Here is a 20210-nt window from a genome sequence, read left to right as displayed (position 1 = left end):
TGCAAAAACCCCCGGCTCAGGGCGCGGGGGGAGTCGGGGTCGTGGGTGGGGGCATTCCCGGCGGCGGTGTGCCCGGACTGGTCGAAGGAGTGGGCGTGGTGCCCGGCGTCCCCGCCTCCTCCTCGCCGTCCTGGAACTCGCCCGTGATCGTGCCGCCCTCGCCCGCGCGGGCCACCACCTCGTTGCGGTCGAGGTCGTACAGGAGTTCCTGGGCGCGCAGCACGTCGCGGCCCTGCACGCTCTCGGCGGGCTGCTCGGGCGTGCCGATGAGTCGGGCGGTGTTCGCCTGATCGTCGTACTCGACGCGGGCGGCCTTGCTCACGCGCCCGCCCTTGCTGCTCAGGACCACGTTGCCGACCAGGGTGGTCTGCTCAGCGTCCACGTCCACCTCGATGCGCTCGCTCTGGCCCGTCAGGGGGCCGTCGTCGGAGGGGCGGGTGAACTGGATCGGCCCGTCGATGCGGGCGATGCCGTCCGTCTCGTCGTAGACGAGTTTCTGGCCCTTCAGCTCGGTCCGGCCCTGGGTCACGAGCACGGTGTCGGGGGCGGGTTTCGGCGTGGCCTCGACGGCGCAGCGGCTGAGGCGGTCGGTCTTGCCGGGGGGCGGCTCGTCGAGGAAACGGGCGGTCCCGGCGCTCGCCTCGACCCGGCCGTCGCCGCCCTCGCCGTCTTCCCCCTGCCGCTGGGTGACGAGGGCCAGCGGCACGCGGATCACGTTCTTGTCGATGGTGATCCGCACCCCGCCCGGCCCCGTCTCGCTGAAGACGGCGAGGCTGGGCGCGCCTTCCGGCTCGTCGTCCTGCGGGCTGCAAATCGTGAACACGCCCGTCTCGTCGCTGCTGCCCGTGCGGACGATGCGGATGCGCCGCTCCTCCCCGTCGTCTCCCTTCCGCACGAGTTCGAGGCTGGCGTTCTCGGTCTCGGCGGCGGGTGGGGGAGCGTCGGCGGGAGGCGTGCCTGGAGCGGGCGTGGCTGGTGCCGTGGGTGGCGGGGTGGCCGTCCCCTGCGCCAGCACCCACGCGGGGAGTCCGGCCCCCAGGGTGAGGGCCAGGGTCAGGGTCAGGAGCCGCCGCACGCCACCCGCCTTACTTCTCGCCGCGCAACTGGAACTGCGCCGTGGGAATCTTGTACGCCGTGTTCAGGGCCCGCACGCGGGCGAGGTCGGTGCGCTGCTCCAGGGCGCCGCTCGCGGGGGCACGCACGGTCGCCTTGGTCTTGCTGTCGGTGCTCACCGCGTTGCCGACCACGTAGGCGACGTTTTTCTTGTCGTCGTAGTACACGGCGTCCCCGGTCGTGGTCAGGGTGCCCTGCACCAGCCGCACGCCGCCGCGCACGTAGAGCGTCTTGGACTTCGTGAGCGCGCGGACCTCCTGCCCGGTCATCACGAGTTCCTTCTGGTTGCCCTTCGCGGCGCGGGTGAGGCTGGGCGTGCCCGTGAGCTGGGCGAGTTCGCGGTCCTCGTCGAAGATCAGCTTGTCGGCCTTGCCGGTCTGGGTGCCGCTCCGGAGCTGGACGTTGCCGGTGCTGGTCGAGACGTTGTTGTCCACGTCGAGGCTCATCTGCCCGGCGGAGATGTTCACGGGGTCGTCGCCGCTGCGCTCGGCGGGCAGGAAGGTCGCGCTCGGGCTCCCGCCCATCACGCCCTGTCCGGTCGCCTCGCTGTAGGCGAGTTGCCCGCCCTTGGCCGTGAGGCGCCCGCGCGTGACGACCACGTTGCCCGTGAAGTTCGAGGTGCGCTTGCCCTTCGCCTGGATCAGCGGCGTCCCGCTGGGCGCGGCCAGGGTCGCCTGCGAGGCCTGAATCTGGAGGGTGCTCACGGTCGCCTTGACCGGGCTGCCCGTGAAGGCCAGCGGCCCATTGCGCAGGTCGCCGCGCGGGGCCCCCTGGATGTTGATGATGCGGCTTTCGGGACCAGCACTCTGGGCGAGCACGGTCGTGGCGGCCAGGGCAAACGTCAGGGTCAGTTTCTTCAAGGGAGTTCTCCTGTCTGGACGGTGTTCGTTCCGGACCTTCCGGGTCAGGAAGCCGGGCTCAGCGGCACGCGCTTCCCGTTCTCGCAGGTCTCGGTGGCGCCAGGGTCCCAGCCGAGGGTGGAGTCCTCGCCGCTGTCCTCGACCTGAAAGTCGAAGCTCATGCGCAGCCGGGTCACGCGGCCCGTCAGCGAGGGCGAGTCCACCCGCGCCACGGGGGCGCTGAACCCCGAGCCCTGCTCGACCCGGACGGGCTGTGCCGGGGTGCCCCTGAGGTCGATGTTGGCACACTGCTGCACCAGGGTGATTTTTGCCTGACGGGTCAGCATGTTGTCCTGGGCATCGATGGTGAGGTCAGGCGCGGCGAGCGTCGCGTCGAGCACGACCTTACCCGTCGGTCTGCCGTCGGGGCCGCGCCCGCGCAGCCAGCGCCCGCCGTCCGAGAGTCCCGCAAGGTGCGTTTCTCCTTCCAGGGGATCGCTCGTGACCTCCGAGGCCCGGAACCTCCACACGGCGTCCGCGTCGCGCACCGGGTAGAGGGACAGGGAGACGCCCTGAAGCCGCGCCCCCGTCTGTGCCCCACCCGCATTCCCGGAGGGCAGGAACGCGAACACCAGCGCGAACACCCCGAGAGCGACAAGTACGTACAGCCCCGCTTTCAGCACGCGGGCAATCTAGCGCGGGGGGGCGGTGAGAGAGATGGGCACGGGCTGACAGGTGTGAGGAGCGGCGGGGGTGGGCGGGGGGGAGCCCCATACGCGGGTCGGCGGGCGCCTCCCCTCGCCCCGGTCCACACTCCGGGAGCCCCGTTCCCTCTACCCTCTCCCCCATGATCGACACCCACTGCCACCTCGACTTCCTGGACGACCCGGCCTCCGCGCGGAATGAGTTCGGCCTGACGGGGATGGTCTGCATCGGCGCCAGCCCCGAGCACGCCCGCAACGCCGTGGCCCTCGCCGAGCGGTACGGGGACGTGTGGGCCACCGTGGGCCTGCACCCCACCAGTACGGAGGAGGACGGCCCGGAAACCCGCGCCGAGATCGAGCGTCTCGCCCTTCACCCCCGCGTCGTCGGGATCGGGGAGAGCGGGCTAGACGACTATTGGGACGATACGAAACGGGCGGCGCAGCTCGCGGCCTTCGAGTGGCAGCTCGACCTCGCGCGGCGGACGGGGAGGCCCCTCGTCATCCACGTGCGGGACAGGGCCGGGGAGGACCGGGCCCAGCGCGGCGTGATCGACGTGCTTTCGGGCTGGCCGGATCAACCCGTCATCCTCCACTGCTTCAGCGGGCATCCGGGGCTGCTGGCGTGCGGGCTGGAGCGCTGCGCCTTCTTCGGCTTCGCGGGGAACACCACCTACAAGACCGCGCGGGAGATTCAGGAGGCCGCCCGCCTCGTGCCGCTCGACCGCCTGCTCGTGGAGACGGACGCGCCCTTCCTCGCCCCCGTGCCCAGGCGCGGCAAGCCCAACCGGCCCGGCTACGTGCGCCACACCCTCGACTTCATCGCCGCACTGCGCGGGCTGGACGCGGGGGAGCTGGAGCGCGTCACCGACGACAACGCCCGCCGCGTCTACAACCTCCCCACGCCGACACCGTAGACTCGGTTCAACCACCGCCAAGCACGAATCCAGGGAAGAGGCCGCGTCCCACCGACCCGTTCCCGCTCACCCCCACCGGAGTCCCCCCATGATCGACGAATTCGCCGTCCAGGACCTCTTCCCCACCGACGAGAGACTCATCCGCGAGAGCGTGCGCGCCTTTTGCGAGGCCGAGCTGCTGCCCCACATCGGCGAGTGGTGGGACCACGCCGAGCTGCCCGCGCGGGACGTGATGCGCCAGTTCGGGGAGATGGGCCTGCTGGGTCCCACGACGCCCGAGGAGTACGGCGGCGCGGGCGTGTCCTACAGCGCCTACGGGGCGATGATGTACGAGCTGGAGCGGGTGGACAGCGGCCTGCGCAGCGCGGCGAGCGTGCAGGGCAGCCTCGTCATGTACCCCATCTATACCTATGGGTCGGAGGAGCAGCGGCGCAGGTACCTCCCCGGCCTCGCTTCCGGCGAACTGATCGGCTGCTTCGGCCTCACCGAGCCCGACGGCGGCTCCGACCCCGGCGCGATGCGGACCCGCGCCCGCAAGGACGGCAACGGGTACATCCTGAACGGCAACAAGATGTGGATCACCAACTCGCCGGTCGCCGACCTCGCCGTCGTGTGGGCGAAGGACGATGAGGGCGTGGTCCGCGGCTTTATCGTGCCGACGGACACGCCCGGCTTCAGCGCCCCCCCCCTCCACCGCAAGATGAGCCTGCGTGCCTCGGTCACAGGCGAGATCGTGCTGGAGGACTGCCGGGTGCCCGAGGGGAACCTGCTACCGGGGTCCAGCGGGCTCAAGTCCCCCCTCTCGTGCCTGACTTCGGCCCGCTTCGGGATCGCGTGGGGGGCGATGGGGGCGCTGGAGGCGGTCTTGCAGACGGCGCTGGACTACACGGGCAGCCGGACCACCTTCGGCAAGCCCATCGCGGGCCGTCAGCTCGTGCAGGACAAGCTCGTGCGGATGGCGACGGACCACACGACGGGGCTGCTGCTCGCATGGCGGCTGGGGCAGCTCAAGGACGCGGGCCGGATGAACTTCGCGCAGGTGTCGGTGGCGAAGCGCAACAACGTGCGGGTGGCCCTGCAAGGGGCCCGCCTCGCCCGCGAGATGCTGGGCGGCAACGGCATCACGACCGAGTATCCGGTCATCCGGCACATGCTCAACCTGGAGACGGTGGACACCTACGAGGGCACCCACGACATCCACACCCTGATCGTGGGGCGGCACCTGACGGGGGTGGGGGCGCTGGAGTAGGACGCTTGGGTCTCCTCTTGCCGGGGCATTGAAAGCGACGTTCTGGCCGCTTTCCGGTCGCCTTCCGACCTGGGCCTGCCTTCGCCACCTGTCCCCGAGGCTTTGACAGGCTGGGGGCGGGTTACAGGGAGGGTGGATGGAAGTGAAGGACCACCGCTGTCCCGCCTCACTCGCCGGAGAAATTTGTGCCGAAACTTCTTTTTCTCGGACTTGCGTTGCTCATCGGCTGCAAATGGACGCAGACGACCTCCTCCACTTCGACCGAGGAGCACCCTTCCAGGCGGAGTGCGGCGGAGGCCACCCCGACGCTTCAGGAGGAGTTCCCACGCTATACCCCCGTGGTCAAGGTCGGGACCGCACAGATGGTTGAACACAGCGTCAAGCAGTTTTTCGGAGACGCCGCAGGGATCCGGACGAGTTGTCACGCCCTGTTCGGGCGCGAGGTCCTGACCTCGTTTTTCTCCTCATCCCCCAACCTGGCCTGCGCGAGGATGACGCTGAGTCCGGAGCAGACGCGGGCCCGGATCGACCAGGCCCACCGGCATGAGCAGGTCACCGCCTGGGGACAGGACGCCGTGCTCTCAGCGGGCTTCGCGGTGGATTCGGCGGACGGTGGGTTCTATCTCACCCTCTACCTGTTCCCCGCAGAGGGGGTCATCGTCGCCCAGGCACCGTAGACGACGCAGGCCCGCTCGGTTTCCCTACCCCACCCGCCCCACCTCTCCCCCGTCGCGGAACTGGTGGACGACGCTCTGGTCGCCCTCTGCCGTCACCCCCAGTTCGACCAGCAGACCCACGGCGTAGCGGTAGAGCCCTTCTTCTCCCTGAAGCGTGTACCGCTGGAGCTTTTCCCTGGCGTCCAGCACGCCGCCCCAGCCCCGCGCGTCGCCGAGCAGCCGCGTCTCCACGACGAGCAGGTTGAGGTGATTCTCCTCGCGGTAGTGGACGATGATGTCGGGGTAGGCATCGGTCACCCGCTGGGCGGCGGCCCCAACCTCTCCCCCGCCCAGGCCCTGGCGCGCGAGGTTGCGGCGCAGGTCGCGCTGGCGGGGACGGCTCATGGAGGGGAAGTCGTAGGTGTCCTCATCCACCCGGCTGTTGCGGCTGTACTCGCAGTCGGTGTGGAAGCCGGGAAACTGCCACTCCAGATACACGGCGAGGCGGTGCGCGACGGTCTTCTGGCCCAGCCTGCGCTCGATCAGCACGCGGTCTTGCGCCCACAGGTCGGCGAGCGCCCGGTGAAAACGCTGGAGGATCACCTCTTCTTCTGGACACTGGAGCACGACGGGCGGCATGGACCAGGGTACTGGGATTTGGCTCCCGCGACCTCGCCGGGGCTGGACAGGCTCAGCGCGGCGGGTCCGGGTACAGGCGGAAGCCGGGCTTGCGGCGATGCGCGAAACGGGTATAGAACGCCTCCGCCCCCTCCTCGGCGAGGAGGTCCACCCGCTTGCCTCCCGCCCGCGCGAACGCCTCCTCCACGAGCCGCCGCCCCAGTCCCTTCCCGCGCGCGTCCGGATGGACGACGAGCAGCACGAGGAAGGCCTGGATCACCCCGTCGCCGAGCATCTGCGCCACGCCGATCACCCGGTCCTCCTGCACGGCGACGAGGGAGGTCACGCCGGGACTGGTGAGCGCCCGCCAGGTCAGGTCGGCCTCCTCCGCGTACGACCCGGAGCCCTCCACCGCGCACAGGGCCATGATGCCCGGCAGATGGGAGGGCTCGATGGGCCGGACCCCTACCACCATCCCCGACGCTTGAAGGAGTACGCAAGCAGGCCGCCGATCAGGAGGAAGCTGCCCCACGCGAGAGCGTACCCGTAGGGCCACCGCAACTCCGGCATGTGCTCGAAATTCATGCCCCACACGCCCGCGAGGAAGGTCAGCGGCAGGAAGATCACGCTCACCGCCGTCAGCGTCCGCATGACCTCGTTCATGCGCTGGCTTTGCAGGCCCAGGTGCAGATCGAGCAGGCTGGTGAGGTGGTCGCGCAGGCCGTCGAGGCGGCTGCTCGCGCGGGTAAAGGAGTCCTGAGCGTCGCGGTAGCGCAACAGGTCGGCGCTGCCCGGGTCGCTGTGGCGGGTCAGGAGCAGGGTCGCCTCGCGGGCGTCGGCGCTCAGGCGGCGGGCCTGGGCAAGCAGGTGCTTGAGGTCGAAGACCTTCGGAATCGGGTTGTGGCGGCGATGTTGGAAGATTTCTTCCTCCAGGCCGTCCACCTGCTCCTCCAGGCGGTCGGCGAGGACGAAGAAGGTGTCGGCGGTCTGGTCGAGAAGTTCGTACACGACCTCGCCCGGCGTGTTCACGCTCTCGCGGCCCACGAGGTTCCACACGCGCCCGAGCGCCCGGGTGCCCGCGCTGCTGAGGGTCAGGACCGCCTCAGGAAAGGCGAAGATGCTGACGCGCTCGGTGAACTCGCCCTGCTCCTCGGGCCGGGTAAACGAGCGCAGGGTGATAAAGGCGTGCTCGGGGTAGCCCTCCGCCCGGCTCCAGTGCCCCTGCTCCAGCGCGTCCTCCACGGCGAGGCGGTTGAGCGGAAAGGCGGCGCGCAGGCGGGCGAGCTCTTCCTCCGTCACACCCTGAGCGTCCACCCAGACGCCCCCCGTCTCCCCGTTCCAGGCGAGGTCGGCTCCCTTGAGGGTCTTGGCGCGGATCATCGGGAAGATCGTAGAGCGTGGAACGTCGGCGGGGGAGGCCCTGTTCCACGTTCCACCCCCCACCCTCCCCTATCCTGTCTCCCGTGAGCGCGTGGCTGTGGGTGATGGCGGGCGGGGCCCTGGGGGCGGCGGCGCGGTACGGGGTCACGCTCGTCCTCGCGCCCGTGGTGGGCCGGACCGGCTTCCCGGTGTCCATTCTGCTGATCAACGTGCTGGGCTCCTTCCTGCTCGGGCTGACGGTGGCGCTCGTCGGGCGCGGGCTGTGGCCGGAGGCGGCGCGGCTGGCCTTCGGGACGGGGGTGCTGGGGGCCTTCACGACCTTCTCAACCTTCAGCGTGGATGTGGACGGGTTGCTGGGACGGGGCGCGGCGGGCTTCGCCGCCCTGTACGTGGGGCTGAGCGTGGGCCTCGGCGTCATGGCGGCGGTGCTGGGCCGCTTGCTGGGGGCGCGGCTGTGACCGGGCGCAAGCGGAAGAGCAAGGCGGAGACGACGCGCCCGCCCGAGCATTTCCTCGAACTCGCGGACGTGCTGAACTACGTCGGGCAGGTCATCGCGCGGGGGATGCCGGGCGGCGTGTGGGTGCGGGCGGAGGTCGCCTCGATCACGGACCGCCGCCACCTGTACCTCGACCTCGTGCAACTGGAGGACGGGGTGGAGGTCGCCAAGTGCCGGGCGACCCTCTGGGCGCGCGAACGTTTCCTTCTGGAGGGCAAGTTCCGCCGCGCCACGGGCGGGACGCTGACGGCGGGGCTCAAGGTCCTGCTCTTCTGCACCGCCGAGTTCCACCCGCAGTACGGCTTCTCGCTGAACGTGGTGGACGTGTCCCCCGAGTTCACCCTGGGGGACGCCCAGCTCAAGCTCGAAGCCCTGCGCGAGACGCTGACGCGCGAGGGCGTATACGGCCTCAACCGCTCGCTCCCCGCCCCCACCGACTTCGCGCGGGTGGCGGTGATCAGCCCGGTCGGCGCGGCGGGTCTGGGCGACTTCCGGCGCGAGACCGACCCGCTGGAGGCGGCCGGGGTGGTCGAATTCCTGTACCTGGAGGCCACCTTCCAGGGCCGGGAGGCGAGTGGGAGCCTGACGGACGCGATCCGGGCGGCGCGGGAGGCGCACGCGGAAGAACCCCTCGACGCCCTGGTGGTGATCCGGGGCGGCGGGGCAGTCACCGACCTCGCGTGGCTCAACGACCTGGAGGTGGGCCGATCTCTCGCCACCTTCCCGGCGCCCGTGATCACGGGTCTCGGCCACGCCCGCGACGACACCCTGCCCGATGAGGTCGCCTGCGTCCGCACCGACACGCCGAGCAAGGCCGCCGGGCTGGTCGTCCGAACGGTGGTGGGGGCGGCGGCGCAGGCGCAGGAGGACGCCCGCACGATCCGCGCCCACGCCCGCGAGGCGCTGGTGAACGCGGAGGCGGGAGCGCAGGGGGCACTCGACCGCGCCGTGGGGTCGGCCCGCCGACAGGCCGACGCCGCCCGCGCCGAGGTGGACGCCCTGATGCGGCAGGCCCTCGGCCTGACCCCGCAGCGCACCCTGGCGCGCGGTTACGCGCTCGTGCGCGACGGGGCGGCCAGACCCGTCACGCGGGCGCAGGACGTGCGGGCCGGGCAGGCGCTCACGCTGGAATTGCGGGACGGGACGGTCGCGGTGCGGGCGGACGGCTGAGGTGGGAGGAGAAAAGCCCATCTGAGCGGAGGCGTTCCTGACCCCTCGGCGCCGACGTCCCTACTTGCGGGTGATCAGGCAGTCCCCGGCGTTCTCGGAGAGCGTCCGGAGCCCCGCCAGGCCCGACTGGCCCTTGAGCCGCTGTCCCAGAATCTCGAAGGACGTCTTGTCCCCCTGAACCAGATAGCCCTCCGCCGTGCGCCAGCCGGGACCGCTGGGGGACGCGAAACACGCCAGGATCGTTTCGTGCCGCGTGCCGCCGTCGTCCAGAATCTCGGAGCTGTCGAGGGCCACCACGAAGTCCTCCTCGCCGTCCACGTAGATCAGGGCCGAATCGGACTCGGCCCCGTCGGCGCCGTACTCCCAGTCGCCGTCCCGGTCGCGCTCGCCCTTGCCGCGCACCGTCAACGTCACGTTCACGGCCTCCTTGCCCTTGGTCGTGCCGGTCAGGGTCAGGACGTCGCCCGGCGCGAGGGGCGAGGCGGGCGCGGCCATCGGGGCACAGGCGGCCAGGAGGAGGGTGGGGAGCAGCAGGAGCCTTTTCATCTGGGCTCACTGTAGGCACGCCCCTCTGACAGAAGCCGTACAGGCGTCACCTCACCCCAGCATCAGGGCGTTGAGTTCCTCCATCAGGGCCTCGCCCTCGGCGGTCGTGCGGGCGACGACGAAGATGGTGTCCTCCCCGGCGATGGTGCCCACGATGTCGTCGCGGCGCAGCTTGTCGAGCAGCAGGGCGACCCCCGTGGCATGGCCGTCGGCGGTGCGGATCACGAGCATGTTCTCGCCCCGGTCCACGTCGCGCACGAAGTTCTGGAAGAGGCGTTCGAGCTGGTCGCGCACGTCGTTGTGCCCGCTCACCTGCGCGAGGGCGTAGCGGTGCCTCCCCTTGCCGATGGGCAGCCGCACCAGCCGCAGCTCGTTGATGTCGCGGCTGACCGTCGCCTGGGTCACCTGCACGCCCTCCGCGCGCAGCCGCTCGACGAGTTCGGCCTGCGTGGAGACGCTCTCCCGCGCGATGATGTCCTGAATGCGCTTCTGGCGCTGTTCCTTGCTGAGCACACGCCATCTTATGCACGGGGCCTGAATAATTCAACAGCGGCGGTCGGGGGCGGTCCCGCTGTCAGGCTTCCTGCCGCCCTCCGCGCACGCGCAGCGCCTCGTCCAGCAGCCTCCGGGCCACCTCGCGCTTGCTCAGGCGGGGCCACGCCTCATGGGAGCCGTCGGGGCGCACGAGGGTGACCTCGTTGTCGTCGCCGCCGAACGCGGTGCCCTCACGGGTGGGGTAGTTGAGCAGGATGAAGTCGGCGTTCTTGCGCCGCGCCTTGAGGGCCGCCCGCTCGACTCCGGCGTGGGTCTCCATCGCAAAGCCGACGAGCACCCGCTCCCCCTTCTGCGCGCCCAATTCGGCGAGGATGTCGGGGTTGGGGGTAAGGTGGACCGTCACGTCCCCCGCCACCTTGGCCTGCTTCTCGCCTGCGCGCTCGGCAGCCCGGTAGTCGGCGACCGCCGCCGTCATCACGACCACGCCCGCATCCCGCGCCGCCCCCACCACCGCGTCCCGCAGCTCCAGGGCGCTCTCGATGCGGACCACCCGCACGCCGGGTGGGTCGGGGAGGCTCACCGGGCCCGTCACCAGCGTCACCTCCGCCCCCCGGTCGCGCGCCTCCCCGGCCACCGCGAAGCCCATCTTGCCGCTCGACGGGTTGCTGATGAAGCGCACGGGGTCGAGGTACTCGCGGGTCGGCCCGGCGGAGACGACGATCCTCACGCCCTCCAGGTCGCGCGGCGCGGCGGGAGCGAGCAGGGCGAGGGTGGCCGCCGCGATGTCCTCGGGCTCGGCCATCCGGCCCATCCCCGTGCCCTCCCCGCGCGAGCCGAAGGCGCCGGAGACCGGGCCCAGGAAGGTATGGCCCCACCCGCGCAGCCGCTCCGCGTTCGCCCGCACCGCCGGGTGCTCCCACATGCGCTCGTTCATCGCTGGGACCCACAGGACGGGGGCGCGGACGCTCAGGAGGGTGGCCGAGGCGAGGTCGTCCCCGCGCCCGGTCGCCGCCCGCGCGAGGAGGTCGGCGGAGGCGCCCACGACGACCACCGCGTCCGCCCGCGCGAGGGTGAGGTGCTGGGCGTCGGGGCGGGCCGTAAACCACGTCCCGTCGGTCGCCACCTCACCGTCCGCCGCCGTCGCCAGGCTGAGTTCGGTGATGAAGGCGAGAGACGCCCGCGTGGCGATCACCCGCACCCGCGCGCCGCGCTCGCGCAGCCGCCTCAGCACGCTCGGGGCCTTCACCGCCGCCATGCTGCCCCCCACGACGACGAGGACGGTGGGGGGGCCCGGGGGGGTCGCGGAGTCGTTCACGGGGGGAAGTCTAGAGGGCCGGGACGGGCGCGGGTCGGGAAGGGCCGACATTCGGGCCGCGGCGTAGACTCGGCGCCATGACCACCACCGCCACCGAGCGCGTGCTGAACGTGCGCGAGGACCAGAGCCGCTGGGAGACCTTCGCCCCCCGCTACGCCCGGCTTCAGGCCGCCGACCTGACCCCCGATGACGTGCCCGCCTGGCTCGCCGGGTGGAGCGCGCTGACCGCCGAACTGATGGGCGTGGGCGCGAGGCTCGCCACCCGCGCGGACCTCCACACGGACGACGGGGCGGTCCAGGCACGCTACGCGGCCTTCCTGGAAGAGGTCGTGCCGCCGAGCCAGCGGGCCGACCACGCCCTCACCGAGAAGCTTCTCGCGGTGCCGGGGTACGTGCCCGCCCCCGGCTTCGCCCTGACCTACCGCCGCTTTCAGGACGCCGCCGCCCTCTTCCGCGAGGCGAACGTGGAGCTGGAGGTCACGCACGCGGCCCAGATGAACCGTCACGGGGTCATCACGGGCAACCAGCAGGTGACGTTGCGGGGAGAGACCCTGACCGTGCCCCAGGCGAAGCAGCGCGGCGACAGCCCCGACCGCCAAGGGCGCGAGGAGGCGTGGCGGGCGCTGGCGACGAGCCACATGGACATCGCGCCCGACCTCGACGCTCTGCTGCTCGACCTGCTGGCAACGCGGCGGCAACTCGCCCGCAATGCCGATCTCGTCAACTTCCGCGACTACATGTGGAAGCGCCTCGACCGGGTGGACTACACGCCGGAAGACTGCCTCGCCTTCCACGCGGCGGTGCGGGATGAGGTGGTGCCCCTCGCCGGGCGGATGCTGGCGGACATCGCCGGGCGGCTCGGCCTCGACTCGGTGCGCCCCTGGGACTACAACCGCAGCAACCTCCTCGACCCGGAGGGGCGGGAGTCACTGAAACCCTTCCGCACCGGGGAAGAACTCGAAGCCCTGGCGCAGACGGCCTTCGATGGGCTCGATCCCGAACTCGGCGGGCGCTTCCGGGCCCTGCGGGGCGGGCTGCTCGACCTCGAATCGCGCCCGGGCAAGATGACGCACGCGTACTGCCAGTATTTCCCGGTCACCAACGAGCCCTTCGTGCTGATGAACGTGGTGGGCACCGCCGAGGACGTGCGGGTGCTCTTCCACGAGGTCGGGCACGCCTTTCACGGCTTCCTGAGCGGGGACGCCCAGCCCCTGGTGTGGAACCGCTGGAGCCCCATCGAGTTCATCGAGATTCCCAGCATGGCGATGGAGTTCCTGACCCTGGACCACCTCGGACACGTCTTCTCGCCCAGTGAACTCGCCCGCTACCGCGAGAAGCAGCTTCAGGGCGTCGTCGCCTTCCTGCCCTGGGCCGCCCAGATGGACGCCTTCCAGCACTGGCTCTACGCCGAGGCGGGGGAGGACGTGACGGTCGCCGACCTCAACGCGAAGTGGCTCGACCTCGACCGGACCTTCCACCCCTTCGTGAACTGGGAGGGCCTGGACGAGGGGGTGCGGGCGAAGGGCTGGCAGTATTACCACATCTTCCGGGCGCCGTTTTATTACATCGAATACGCGATGTGTTACCTCGCCGCCGTGGGGGTGTGGCGCTCGTCCCAGGCGGACCCGGCCCGCGCCCTGGAGAATTACAAGGCGAGCCTGCGCCTGGGGAACACCGTCCCCGTTCCCGAGCTGTACCGGGCGGCGGGGGTGGAGTTCCGCTTCGACCGGGAGTACATCCGGGGACTGATGGGGTTTCTGGCGGGGCAGCTCGGCACCTCCGCCTGACCTCCGAAACACTTAGTTCCCCTCCGCCACCTTGCGGATGCACTCCCCGGCCAGGGAGCACACACTGGCCCCATGACGACGCGCACCCTGACCGTGACCCCGTTCGACCCCGTGGCGGCGTCCCCAGCGGCGCGGCTGGCGGTCGGGCACCTCCTCACCGAGAGCCACGCCTTCGCCTATCCGGAGGAGCCTCCCCACCTCCCCGCGCGTGAGGCCGTCAGCCTGACCCAACTCACTCCCGGCGACGCCATGACGCACTTCGTCGTCTGGGACGAGCAAGGAGCGCGGGCGCTCGGCTGGGCCAAGCTGGAGTACAGCCTCACCCAGAACCGGCACGCCGCCCACGCCCGGCTGATCGTCCACCCGGCCTGGCGCCGCCGGGGCCTGGGCCGCGACCTCGCCCGCGCGCTGGAGGAGGTCGCCCGGCGGGAAGGCCGCCGCCTGATCACCTTCGGCACCACGGACCGCCTCCCTGCCGGGGAAGCCTTCGCCCGCCGCCTGGGGGCCGAGCCCGCCCTGGTCCTGCGCCAGAGCCAGCTCGACCTCGCCGCCGTTCCGGACTCGCTGCTGGACGCCTGGGTGACCCGCCCCGCGGGGGAGGCCTACCGCCTGCACGTCTGGGAGCGCATCCCGGAGGAGGTTCTGGAGCGGGCGGCGGACGTGTTCATGGTGATGAACACCGCCCCGCGCGGCGACCTCGACGTGGACGACTTCCAGATCACGCCCGAGATGATCCGCGCCTGGGACGACATGATCGCCGAGGCCGGGGAGGTCCGCCCACTGATGGCCGCCGAGGACACCCGCACGGGCCAGCTCGCCGGGTACACGGAAGTCTTCTGGAGCCCCGAGCGCGCCGCCCTCGTCTACCAGGGGGCAACCGCCGTGCGCCCGTCAGAGCGCGGGCAGGGCCTGGGCAAGTGGCTCAAGGCCGCCATGATCCGCCACGTCCGCGCCCACTGCCCCGGCGCCCGCGTGATCCGCACGAACAACGCCCACGAGAACGCCGCCATGCTGGGCATCAACGTGGCGTTGGGCTTCACCCCGTGGGCGGAATTCACCGAGTGGCAGGTGCGGCTGGACGGGTAGGCATGAGGGCTGAGCGCTGAGTGATGAGGGGCTGGGAGGATTCTTCCGGCCCTTTCTCAACCTCTGGCAGGCACTCGGTCTTGGTGAGCAGGCGGAAGGTGGAGCGGGGAGAGGCGCTGGGAGGCGGATCTCCTCACCCCCTCCCAGCCTCCCCCCTCTGCAAGCAGCTCTGCGAATCAAGGGGGAGACGCAAAAAGACAGGTGGGGAGCGGTGAAGGGGAGTGGAGGTGGTCACACGCCCCCTCACCCCAGCCCTCTCCCACAAGGGGAGAGGGAGAAAGAGAGCGGGGGCCTTTGCGCTGTTCAAAACGCCGATCCGGACGCCCGATAAGTACCCGTGACTGAACGCCCCTGGCCCACGGCCACGTCGGCTCGCGCAGCGAGACGGTGGGGTAGCGACTGGGACGCGACAAGATCCAACCTTACGTTCAGAAGAACCCGACCGCCCGCGCCGTCCGTGTGTCCCTGCCCAGCGCAGCGCCGCTCCCCCTGCCCCCTCGGGGGGGAGGGGGTTGGGGGGTGGGGGTAAGCCGTGGCAAGACACCCGGCCCTCCTCCCCGACCACCGCAGAGAGAGCCGGGGCTATCCTCGGCCCATGACCGCCCCCACCTCCCCCGCCCTCCCCCTCAACCTCCTGAGCATCCAGTCCTGGGTCAGCTACGGCCACGTCGGCAACGCCGCCGCCGTCTTCCCCCTGCAACGCCTGGGCTTCGAGGTCTGGGCGATCAACACGGTGCAGTTTTCCAACCACACGGGCTACGGCGCCTGGACGGGCACCGTCTTCCCCCCCGAACACGTCGCCCAGATCATCGACGGGATCGAGGCGCGCGGAGCCCTGCCGGAGTGCCACGCCGTCCTGAGCGGCTACATGGGCTCGGAGGGCACGGTGGGCGCCGTCGTGGGCGCCGTGCGGCGGGTGCGGGCGGCCAACCCGGCGGCCCTCTACTGCTGCGACCCCGTGATGGGCGACGTGGGACGCGGCGTGTTCGTGCGCCCCGAACTCCCCGACCTGATCCGCGCCCAGGCCATCCCCGAGGCCGACGTGGTGACGCCCAACCAGTTCGAGCTGGAACTCCTGACCGGGCAACCTGTGACCACGCTGGAGGAGGCGCTGGACGCCGCCCGCACCCTGCGGACGAGGCTGCGGGAGGGCGGCCCCCGCCTCGTCGTGGTGACCAGCCTGGTGCGGGGGGACGCGCCGGAGGACGTGATCGAGACGCTGGCCGTGACGGAGGGCGGCGCCTGGCTGTGCCGCACGCCGCTGCTGCCCCTCGACCCGCCCCGCAACGGCACCGGGGACGCCATCGCCGCGCTGTTTTTCGGGCACTACCTCCAGAGCGGCGACGCGGGAGAAGCCCTCAGCCTCAGCATGAGCGCCCTGTACGGGGTCCTCAACCTCACCCACCGGGCGGGGACGCGCGAGATTCAGCTCGTCGCCGGGCAGGAGGAGTTCGTGCGGCCCTCGCGGGTGTTCGGGGCCGAGCGGGTGGGATAAAGGAGCCTCTTCACCCCCGGGAGGCGTCAGACTTTGGGGCGGCGCGTGGCACCCCCGACAAGATGACCTCCAGAGCCGCCCCGCACCGTTCACACCTGGCCTTCATCGCGCTGGAGGGCCTGAGCCTGGCGGGCTTCATCCTGGAGATGCGGCCCCCGCGGTGGGTGAGCGGGCTGATCGGCAGGCGTCACCCCGTCCCGCTGAGCATGGTCACCCCACCCGCCCCCGTCATGTTCGGCCTGAGCTTTTTCCTGCGGTAGCCCGCTCGCCTACCCCCGGGCGAGGGCCCGCGCGATGGGCACGTTGCTCGCCAGCAGCCGCAGACGGGTCAGGTCGGCGGGGGCCACCCACGCGAGCGCCCGGTGCTCCAGCGGCCGCGGCTCGTCGGACAGCAGGCGGACCCGCAGCGCGACGAGAGTGAAGGGCCCGACCGGCGTGTCGAGGTGCGAGCGGTACACCTCCTCCCCGGCCTCCACCTCCGCCCCCAGCTCCTCGCGCCACTCGCGGGCGAGAGCTTCCCCCGGGGTCTCGCGGCCCTCCACCTTGCCGCCCGGGAATTCCCACTGGCCCGCCGCCCACGCCGGGGAGGACCGCGCCCCCACCAGGACCTGCCGCACCCCGCCCGGCCCCTCACGTTCCAGAACCCCCGCCACGACCGTTCGCATGGGGGGCAGTCTGGCGCAGAGCGCGGGCCCACCCGTCGGCCCATCCCCCTTTTTGAACCCGGTACACTCCTCCCATGACTGATCACAGCGTGCGGCTCTCCCGCGAGGGGGAGGTGGCGACCCTGACCCTCGCCCACCCCAAGGGCGCCTTCGGCCCGGCGACGTGGCGGGACCTTCCCGGGGCCCTCGCGGAACTGGGGGGCGCGCGGGTGCTGGTCGTGCGCGGCGAGCGGCACTTCAGCGTGGGGCTGGACGTGGCGGCGACGGCGCCGATCATCGCCTCCGCGCTCGGGGACCCGGCGAAGTTCAGGGCCGTGGTGGACGAGATGCACGCGGCCATCGAGGGCCTCGCCGCGCTGCCCGTCCCCGTGGTCGCCGCCATCGACGGCTGGTGCATCGGGGCGGGGCTGGAACTGGCGAGTGCCTGCGACCTGCGGCTGTGCAGCGCCTCGGCCCGCTTCAGCCTGCCCGAGGTCAAGTTGGGCATCACCGCCGACCTGGGGGGCCTCCAGCGGCTGCCGCACCTGATCGGGCGGGGGCGGGCGGCCCACCTCGCGCTGACCGGGGAGCCCATCGACGCCGTGACCGCCGAACGCTGGGGCCTCGTCACCGAGGTGCTGCCCGATGCGGAGACGCTGTACGCCCGCGCCGGGAGCCTGGCCGCGCACCTCGCCTCCCTGCCCCCCAAAGCCCTCGAAGGGACCAAACGCACCCTGGGGGACGGCCTCCCCCACGCCGAGAGCCTCGCCGCCGCCGTGGCGTGGAACGCGCGGCACATGACGGCGGAGGCATTGAAGCTGTCAGCGGTCAGCCCTCAGCGGTCAGCCTCCAAAAGCAAAAGCTGAAGCCTCCCCCTCTCGCTGAAAGCTGAAGGCTGAGAGCTGACCGCTTTCCTCAAAGGAGCCCACCATGACCCAACCCCATGACCCCGCCTCCACCTTCCGCCCCGACCTGCTGCGCGGCAAGCACGCCTTGATCACCGGGGGCGGCAGCGGCATCAACCTCGGCATCGCGCGTTCTTTTGCCGCCCACGGGTGCGCCGTGACGATCCTGGGCCGTAATCTCGAAAAGGCGCAAAACGCCGCCCGGAGCATCGAGGAGGCGGGGGGCCGGGCCCTCGGCGTCTCGGCGGACGTGCGCGACTTCGCGGCCCTCCAGGCGGCGGCGCAGGCGGGGGTGGAGATGTTCGGGCCCTTTGACATCGTGCTTGCGGGGGCGGCGGGGAACTTCCCGGCCCCGGTGGACGGCATCAGCCCGAACGGCTTCAAGACGGTGGTGGACATCGACCTGCTGGGCACCTACAACACCATCAAGGCGTGCGCGCCGCACCTGAGTGTGCCGGGCGGCAACATCCTCTCCATCAGCGCCTACGGGGTGCCCGTCCCCATGCAGGCGCACGTCGTCGCGGCGAAGGCGGGGGTGGACGCCCTGACGCGGACCCTCGCCGTCGAGTGGGGCCTGCGCGGGGTGCGGGTGAACGCGATCATCCCCGGCCCCATCGACGGCACCGAGGGGATGGCCCGCCTCGCCCCGGACGAGAAGACCCGCGAGCAGTTCACCCGCACGGTGCCCCTGGGCCGCTTCGGACTGCCCCAGGACATCGCCAACGCGGCCCTCTTCCTGGTGTCCGACGCCGCGAGCTACGTGACGGGCGTGATCCTGCCCGTGGACGGCGGCCAGAACATGCTCGGCGGGGCGCCGCAATACCAGATGTACCAGCAGATGGGGCTCGCGCTGCCCAAGGGCTGAGGCCCTCACCTCACGGTCAACCCCGACCCGCAGCGGCAGCGGAACTTGCCGAGCGGCTCGGTCCACTCGCCCCAGCCCCGCCAGGTCGCCTCGCGGCTCCAGGGCCAGCGCTTCTCGTGGACGCGGACGGCGTGGCCCCCCGGCGTGCGCGTGAAGCGGTAGGCCCGCCCGCAGCGGGGGCAGTGCAAGACGTTGCCGGTGAGGTCTCCTCGGGTCACGCCCCCACAGTCTGCCCGCTATCCTGCGCGCGTGCGGCGAGTTCTCCCCCTGTGTCTGGCGCTCCTGGCCCCCTGGTCGGCGGCGCAGGCCCCGGGCGTTCTCCAGGGGGTGAGGCTCGTCCGCGAACCGGGCCCGGGCGCGGAGGTGCGGCGGGTGCTGGCGAAGGTCCCGCGCGAGGTGCAAGTCGGCCTGCTCGTGCGCGACCTGACGACGGGCGCGGAACTGGAGGCGCGGGGGGCCGACCTCTCCCTCATCCCGGCGAGCACCGTCAAGCTCGTCACGGCGCTGTCGGTCCTGCTTGACCGGGGCGGCGCGGGCGGGTGGTGGAGCACCGAACTCACCGTGCCCGCCGCCGAGGTCGGGCGCCCCCGCGTCTCCCACCTCACCCTGCGCGGGGGCGCCGACCCCACCCTCGGCGTGGCGGACGGCCCCAACAGCCTGCGCGCCCTCGCCCGGCAGGCCCACGCCCGGGGGGTGCGCGAGGTCGGGGAGGTGCGGCTGGACGAGCACACGCTCGACGCCGCGACGTGGGAAGGTTTGCCCCTCGGCGTGCCCATGACACCCGTGCGCCTCGCGGAGTGGCACGCCTCGCCTCCCACATCGGCGGCGGAGGCGCGGCGGCGGGCGGGCGCGGCCCTGATCGCCGAGCTGCGCCGCGCGGGGGTGCGGGTGCGCTCGGAGACGGTGGGCACCGCCCTACCCTTCACCCCCTCCCTCCCCCCCTCGCGGGTGGACGAGCGGGGCCGTGCGCTCCCGCCCGACCCGTTCGTTCCGGTCGCCCGGCGGCCCGAGCAGGGGGTCGCCAGCGTGCGCAGCCCCTCGCCCACCGGGGTGCTCGCCGCCACCCTGCGGCCCAGCGACAACCTGCGCTCGGAGGAGTTGCTCGCCACCCTCGCGGCGCGGCCCGGCGGGAACGGCACGCTGGCGGGGGCGCTCGCGCGGGAACGCTCGGCCCTGCGCCGCGTGGGGGTGGACCTGACGGGCGTGCACCTCGCCGACGGCAGCGGCCTGAGCCGCGAGAACCGCCTCACCGCCCGCGCCCTGGTGGACCTCCTGCGTGCCTCGCACGACCTCCCCTACCCGGCGGGCTCCGTGCGCGCCGAGCCGCCCGCCCGGACCTACCGCGAGCGCCGCAACACCCTCGCCGAGGCGCTGCCCCAGGCGGGGACGGGCGAGGACGACCCGGAGCACGACGGGCGCGGCGGCACCCTCGCGCGGCGGCTGGTGGGCTCGGGCCTCGACGTGCGGGCCAAGACGGGCACCCTGCCCGGGGTCAGCGCGCTCGCCGGGTACGTGACGGGCGGGAGCGGCCATACCCTCGCCTTCGCCGTGCTCATGAACGGGCCGCAGGATTCCCCGGTCCTCACCCTGCGCGCGGTGCAGGACGAAATGGTGCGGGCCGTCGCGGCGGCGCATTGAGTCACCAGGCGGCCCAGGATCGGTGCGGGAGGCAGATGGCAGCAGGCAAACCCCCAGGCCTTTCTCTTGACCAGGGTCAACATCTCGGGTCAGCAAAGGAAGGCTGACGGCTGTTGACCCTCTCCCCTTGCGGGAGAGGGCGCCCTCGAAGCAACGGGTGAGGGGACGTGTGACCCATCAGACCGCCCCATCCAAGCCAACAGACCCAGGTCACTCGGTCAAGAGAAAAGCCTGTGCTTTGGGCTTCTGCCTCCCTGGGCCGCATCCCCGCAGGCAGTTCACCGGGCAGCGCAGG

Annotated in this window: 23 protein-coding genes; 12 read left to right on the top strand and 11 right to left on the bottom strand. The window is 71.8% G+C overall.

Translation table 11 applies throughout. From position 1 onward, the window contains the following. Positions 1-16 precede the first annotated feature (16 nt). The 3 genes from IC605_RS14880 to IC605_RS14870 are packed head-to-tail and all read right to left on the bottom strand — an operon-like array spanning position 17 to position 2635. The gene (locus IC605_RS14880) at positions 17-1075 is read right to left on the bottom strand and encodes an LptA/OstA family protein (RefSeq protein WP_216325794.1); all 1059 of its coding nucleotides are present in this window, start codon (positions 1073-1075) and stop codon (positions 17-19) included. Between the two features lie 10 nt (positions 1076-1085). Beyond that, positions 1086-1973, bottom strand: a complete 888-nt coding sequence (locus IC605_RS14875; protein ID WP_216325791.1) for an LptA/OstA family protein — start codon at positions 1971-1973, stop codon at positions 1086-1088. 44 nt (positions 1974-2017) lie between these two features. Then, positions 2018-2635 (bottom strand): hypothetical protein, encoded by a 618-nt coding sequence (locus IC605_RS14870; protein ID WP_216325788.1) that lies wholly within the window; start codon positions 2633-2635, stop codon positions 2018-2020. 164 nt (positions 2636-2799) lie between these two features. Here IC605_RS14870 and IC605_RS14865 point away from each other — a divergent pair, with 164 nt between their 5' ends. The 3 genes from IC605_RS14865 to IC605_RS14855 all read left to right on the top strand — a co-directional run bounded on the left by IC605_RS14865 (position 2800) and on the right by IC605_RS14855 (position 5496). Next, positions 2800-3570 (top strand): TatD family hydrolase, encoded by a 771-nt coding sequence (locus tag IC605_RS14865; RefSeq protein WP_216325785.1) that lies wholly within the window; start codon positions 2800-2802, stop codon positions 3568-3570. A gap of 88 nt (positions 3571-3658) precedes the next feature. Further along, positions 3659-4819, top strand: a complete 1161-nt coding sequence (locus IC605_RS14860; RefSeq protein ID WP_216325782.1) for an acyl-CoA dehydrogenase family protein — start codon at positions 3659-3661, stop codon at positions 4817-4819. Between the two features lie 185 nt (positions 4820-5004). Continuing rightward, complete coding sequence (locus tag IC605_RS14855; protein ID WP_216325779.1) at positions 5005-5496, top strand: hypothetical protein; 492 nt, start codon at positions 5005-5007, stop codon at positions 5494-5496. Between the two features lie 24 nt (positions 5497-5520). Here IC605_RS14855 and IC605_RS14850 read toward each other — a convergent pair whose 3' ends face one another. Genes IC605_RS14850 through IC605_RS14840 form a run of 3 tightly spaced genes read right to left on the bottom strand, consistent with a single transcriptional unit; the run spans position 5521 to position 7473 of the window. Next, on the bottom strand, positions 5521-6114 hold the full coding sequence (locus IC605_RS14850; protein ID WP_216325776.1) for a hypothetical protein: 594 nt from the start codon (positions 6112-6114) through the stop codon (positions 5521-5523). A 52-nt stretch (positions 6115-6166) separates the two neighbouring features. After that, a complete protein-coding gene (locus IC605_RS14845; RefSeq protein WP_216325773.1) occupies positions 6167-6568 on the bottom strand; it encodes a GNAT family N-acetyltransferase in 402 nt (133 codons plus the stop codon). Further along, complete coding sequence (locus IC605_RS14840; RefSeq protein ID WP_216325770.1) at positions 6559-7473, bottom strand: magnesium transporter CorA family protein; 915 nt, start codon at positions 7471-7473, stop codon at positions 6559-6561. The genes IC605_RS14845 and IC605_RS14840 overlap by 10 nt, the downstream gene beginning before the upstream one ends. A gap of 104 nt (positions 7474-7577) precedes the next feature. Here IC605_RS14840 and IC605_RS14835 point away from each other — a divergent pair, with 104 nt between their 5' ends. Next, complete coding sequence (locus IC605_RS14835) at positions 7578-7931, top strand: fluoride efflux transporter FluC (protein ID WP_216325939.1); 354 nt, start codon at positions 7578-7580, stop codon at positions 7929-7931. Continuing rightward, entirely contained in the window at positions 7928-9139 is a 1212-nt protein-coding gene (gene xseA / locus IC605_RS14830; protein WP_216325767.1) for an exodeoxyribonuclease VII large subunit, read from the top strand. The genes IC605_RS14835 and xseA overlap by 4 nt, the downstream gene beginning before the upstream one ends. A 60-nt stretch (positions 9140-9199) precedes the next feature. Here the strand turns inward: xseA and IC605_RS14825 are convergent, their stop codons facing one another. From IC605_RS14825 to coaBC, 3 genes are all read right to left on the bottom strand, one after another. Continuing rightward, positions 9200-9685, bottom strand: a complete 486-nt coding sequence (locus IC605_RS14825) for a hypothetical protein (RefSeq protein ID WP_216325764.1) — start codon at positions 9683-9685, stop codon at positions 9200-9202. Positions 9686-9736: 51 nt separating this feature from the next. After that, complete coding sequence (argR, locus tag IC605_RS14820; RefSeq protein WP_216325761.1) at positions 9737-10198, bottom strand: arginine repressor; 462 nt, start codon at positions 10196-10198, stop codon at positions 9737-9739. Positions 10199-10259: 61 nt separating this feature from the next. After that, entirely contained in the window at positions 10260-11495 is a 1236-nt protein-coding gene (coaBC, locus tag IC605_RS14815) for a bifunctional phosphopantothenoylcysteine decarboxylase/phosphopantothenate--cysteine ligase CoaBC (RefSeq protein WP_343216626.1), read from the bottom strand. Between the two features lie 77 nt (positions 11496-11572). Here coaBC and IC605_RS14810 point away from each other — a divergent pair, with 77 nt between their 5' ends. From IC605_RS14810 to IC605_RS14795, 4 genes are all read left to right on the top strand, one after another. Further along, the gene (locus tag IC605_RS14810) at positions 11573-13282 is read left to right on the top strand and encodes a M3 family oligoendopeptidase (protein WP_216325755.1); all 1710 of its coding nucleotides are present in this window, start codon (positions 11573-11575) and stop codon (positions 13280-13282) included. A gap of 72 nt (positions 13283-13354) precedes the next feature. Next, the gene (locus tag IC605_RS14805; RefSeq protein WP_216325752.1) at positions 13355-14368 is read left to right on the top strand and encodes a GNAT family N-acetyltransferase; all 1014 of its coding nucleotides are present in this window, start codon (positions 13355-13357) and stop codon (positions 14366-14368) included. Positions 14369-14963: 595 nt separating this feature from the next. Next, positions 14964-15863 (top strand): pyridoxal kinase PdxY, encoded by a 900-nt coding sequence (pdxY, locus tag IC605_RS14800; protein ID WP_216325749.1) that lies wholly within the window; start codon positions 14964-14966, stop codon positions 15861-15863. Between the two features lie 62 nt (positions 15864-15925). Next, positions 15926-16123: a hypothetical protein gene (locus IC605_RS14795; RefSeq protein ID WP_216325745.1), complete on the top strand. Its 198-nt coding sequence runs from the start codon at positions 15926-15928 to the stop codon at positions 16121-16123. 9 nt (positions 16124-16132) lie between these two features. Here the strand turns inward: IC605_RS14795 and IC605_RS14790 are convergent, their stop codons facing one another. Further along, positions 16133-16528, bottom strand: a complete 396-nt coding sequence (locus IC605_RS14790; protein WP_216325743.1) for a (deoxy)nucleoside triphosphate pyrophosphohydrolase — start codon at positions 16526-16528, stop codon at positions 16133-16135. A 74-nt stretch (positions 16529-16602) separates the two neighbouring features. Here IC605_RS14790 and IC605_RS14785 point away from each other — a divergent pair, with 74 nt between their 5' ends. Together IC605_RS14785 and IC605_RS14780 are read left to right on the top strand one after the other, a co-directional pair. After that, positions 16603-17373 (top strand): enoyl-CoA hydratase/isomerase family protein, encoded by a 771-nt coding sequence (locus tag IC605_RS14785; protein ID WP_216325740.1) that lies wholly within the window; start codon positions 16603-16605, stop codon positions 17371-17373. 64 nt (positions 17374-17437) lie between these two features. Further along, positions 17438-18277 carry an SDR family oxidoreductase gene (locus IC605_RS14780; RefSeq protein ID WP_216325737.1) on the top strand — a complete coding sequence of 280 codons (840 nt, stop codon included), beginning with the start codon at positions 17438-17440 and terminating at the stop codon, positions 18275-18277. 5 nt (positions 18278-18282) lie between these two features. On the opposite strand, the gene IC605_RS14775 is transcribed toward IC605_RS14780, so the two are convergent. After that, positions 18283-18495: a hypothetical protein gene (locus tag IC605_RS14775; protein WP_216325734.1), complete on the bottom strand. Its 213-nt coding sequence runs from the start codon at positions 18493-18495 to the stop codon at positions 18283-18285. Between the two features lie 31 nt (positions 18496-18526). On the opposite strand from IC605_RS14775, the gene IC605_RS14770 reads away from it, so the two are divergent. Further along, a complete protein-coding gene (locus IC605_RS14770; protein ID WP_216325731.1) occupies positions 18527-19915 on the top strand; it encodes a D-alanyl-D-alanine carboxypeptidase/D-alanyl-D-alanine-endopeptidase in 1389 nt (462 codons plus the stop codon). Positions 19916-20210: the final 295 nt, after the last annotated feature.

Source organism: Deinococcus aestuarii (assembly GCF_018863415.1).
GTDB lineage: Bacteria > Deinococcota > Deinococci > Deinococcales > Deinococcaceae > Deinococcus > Deinococcus aestuarii.
This window is presented reverse-complemented; position numbering and strand designations above follow the sequence as displayed.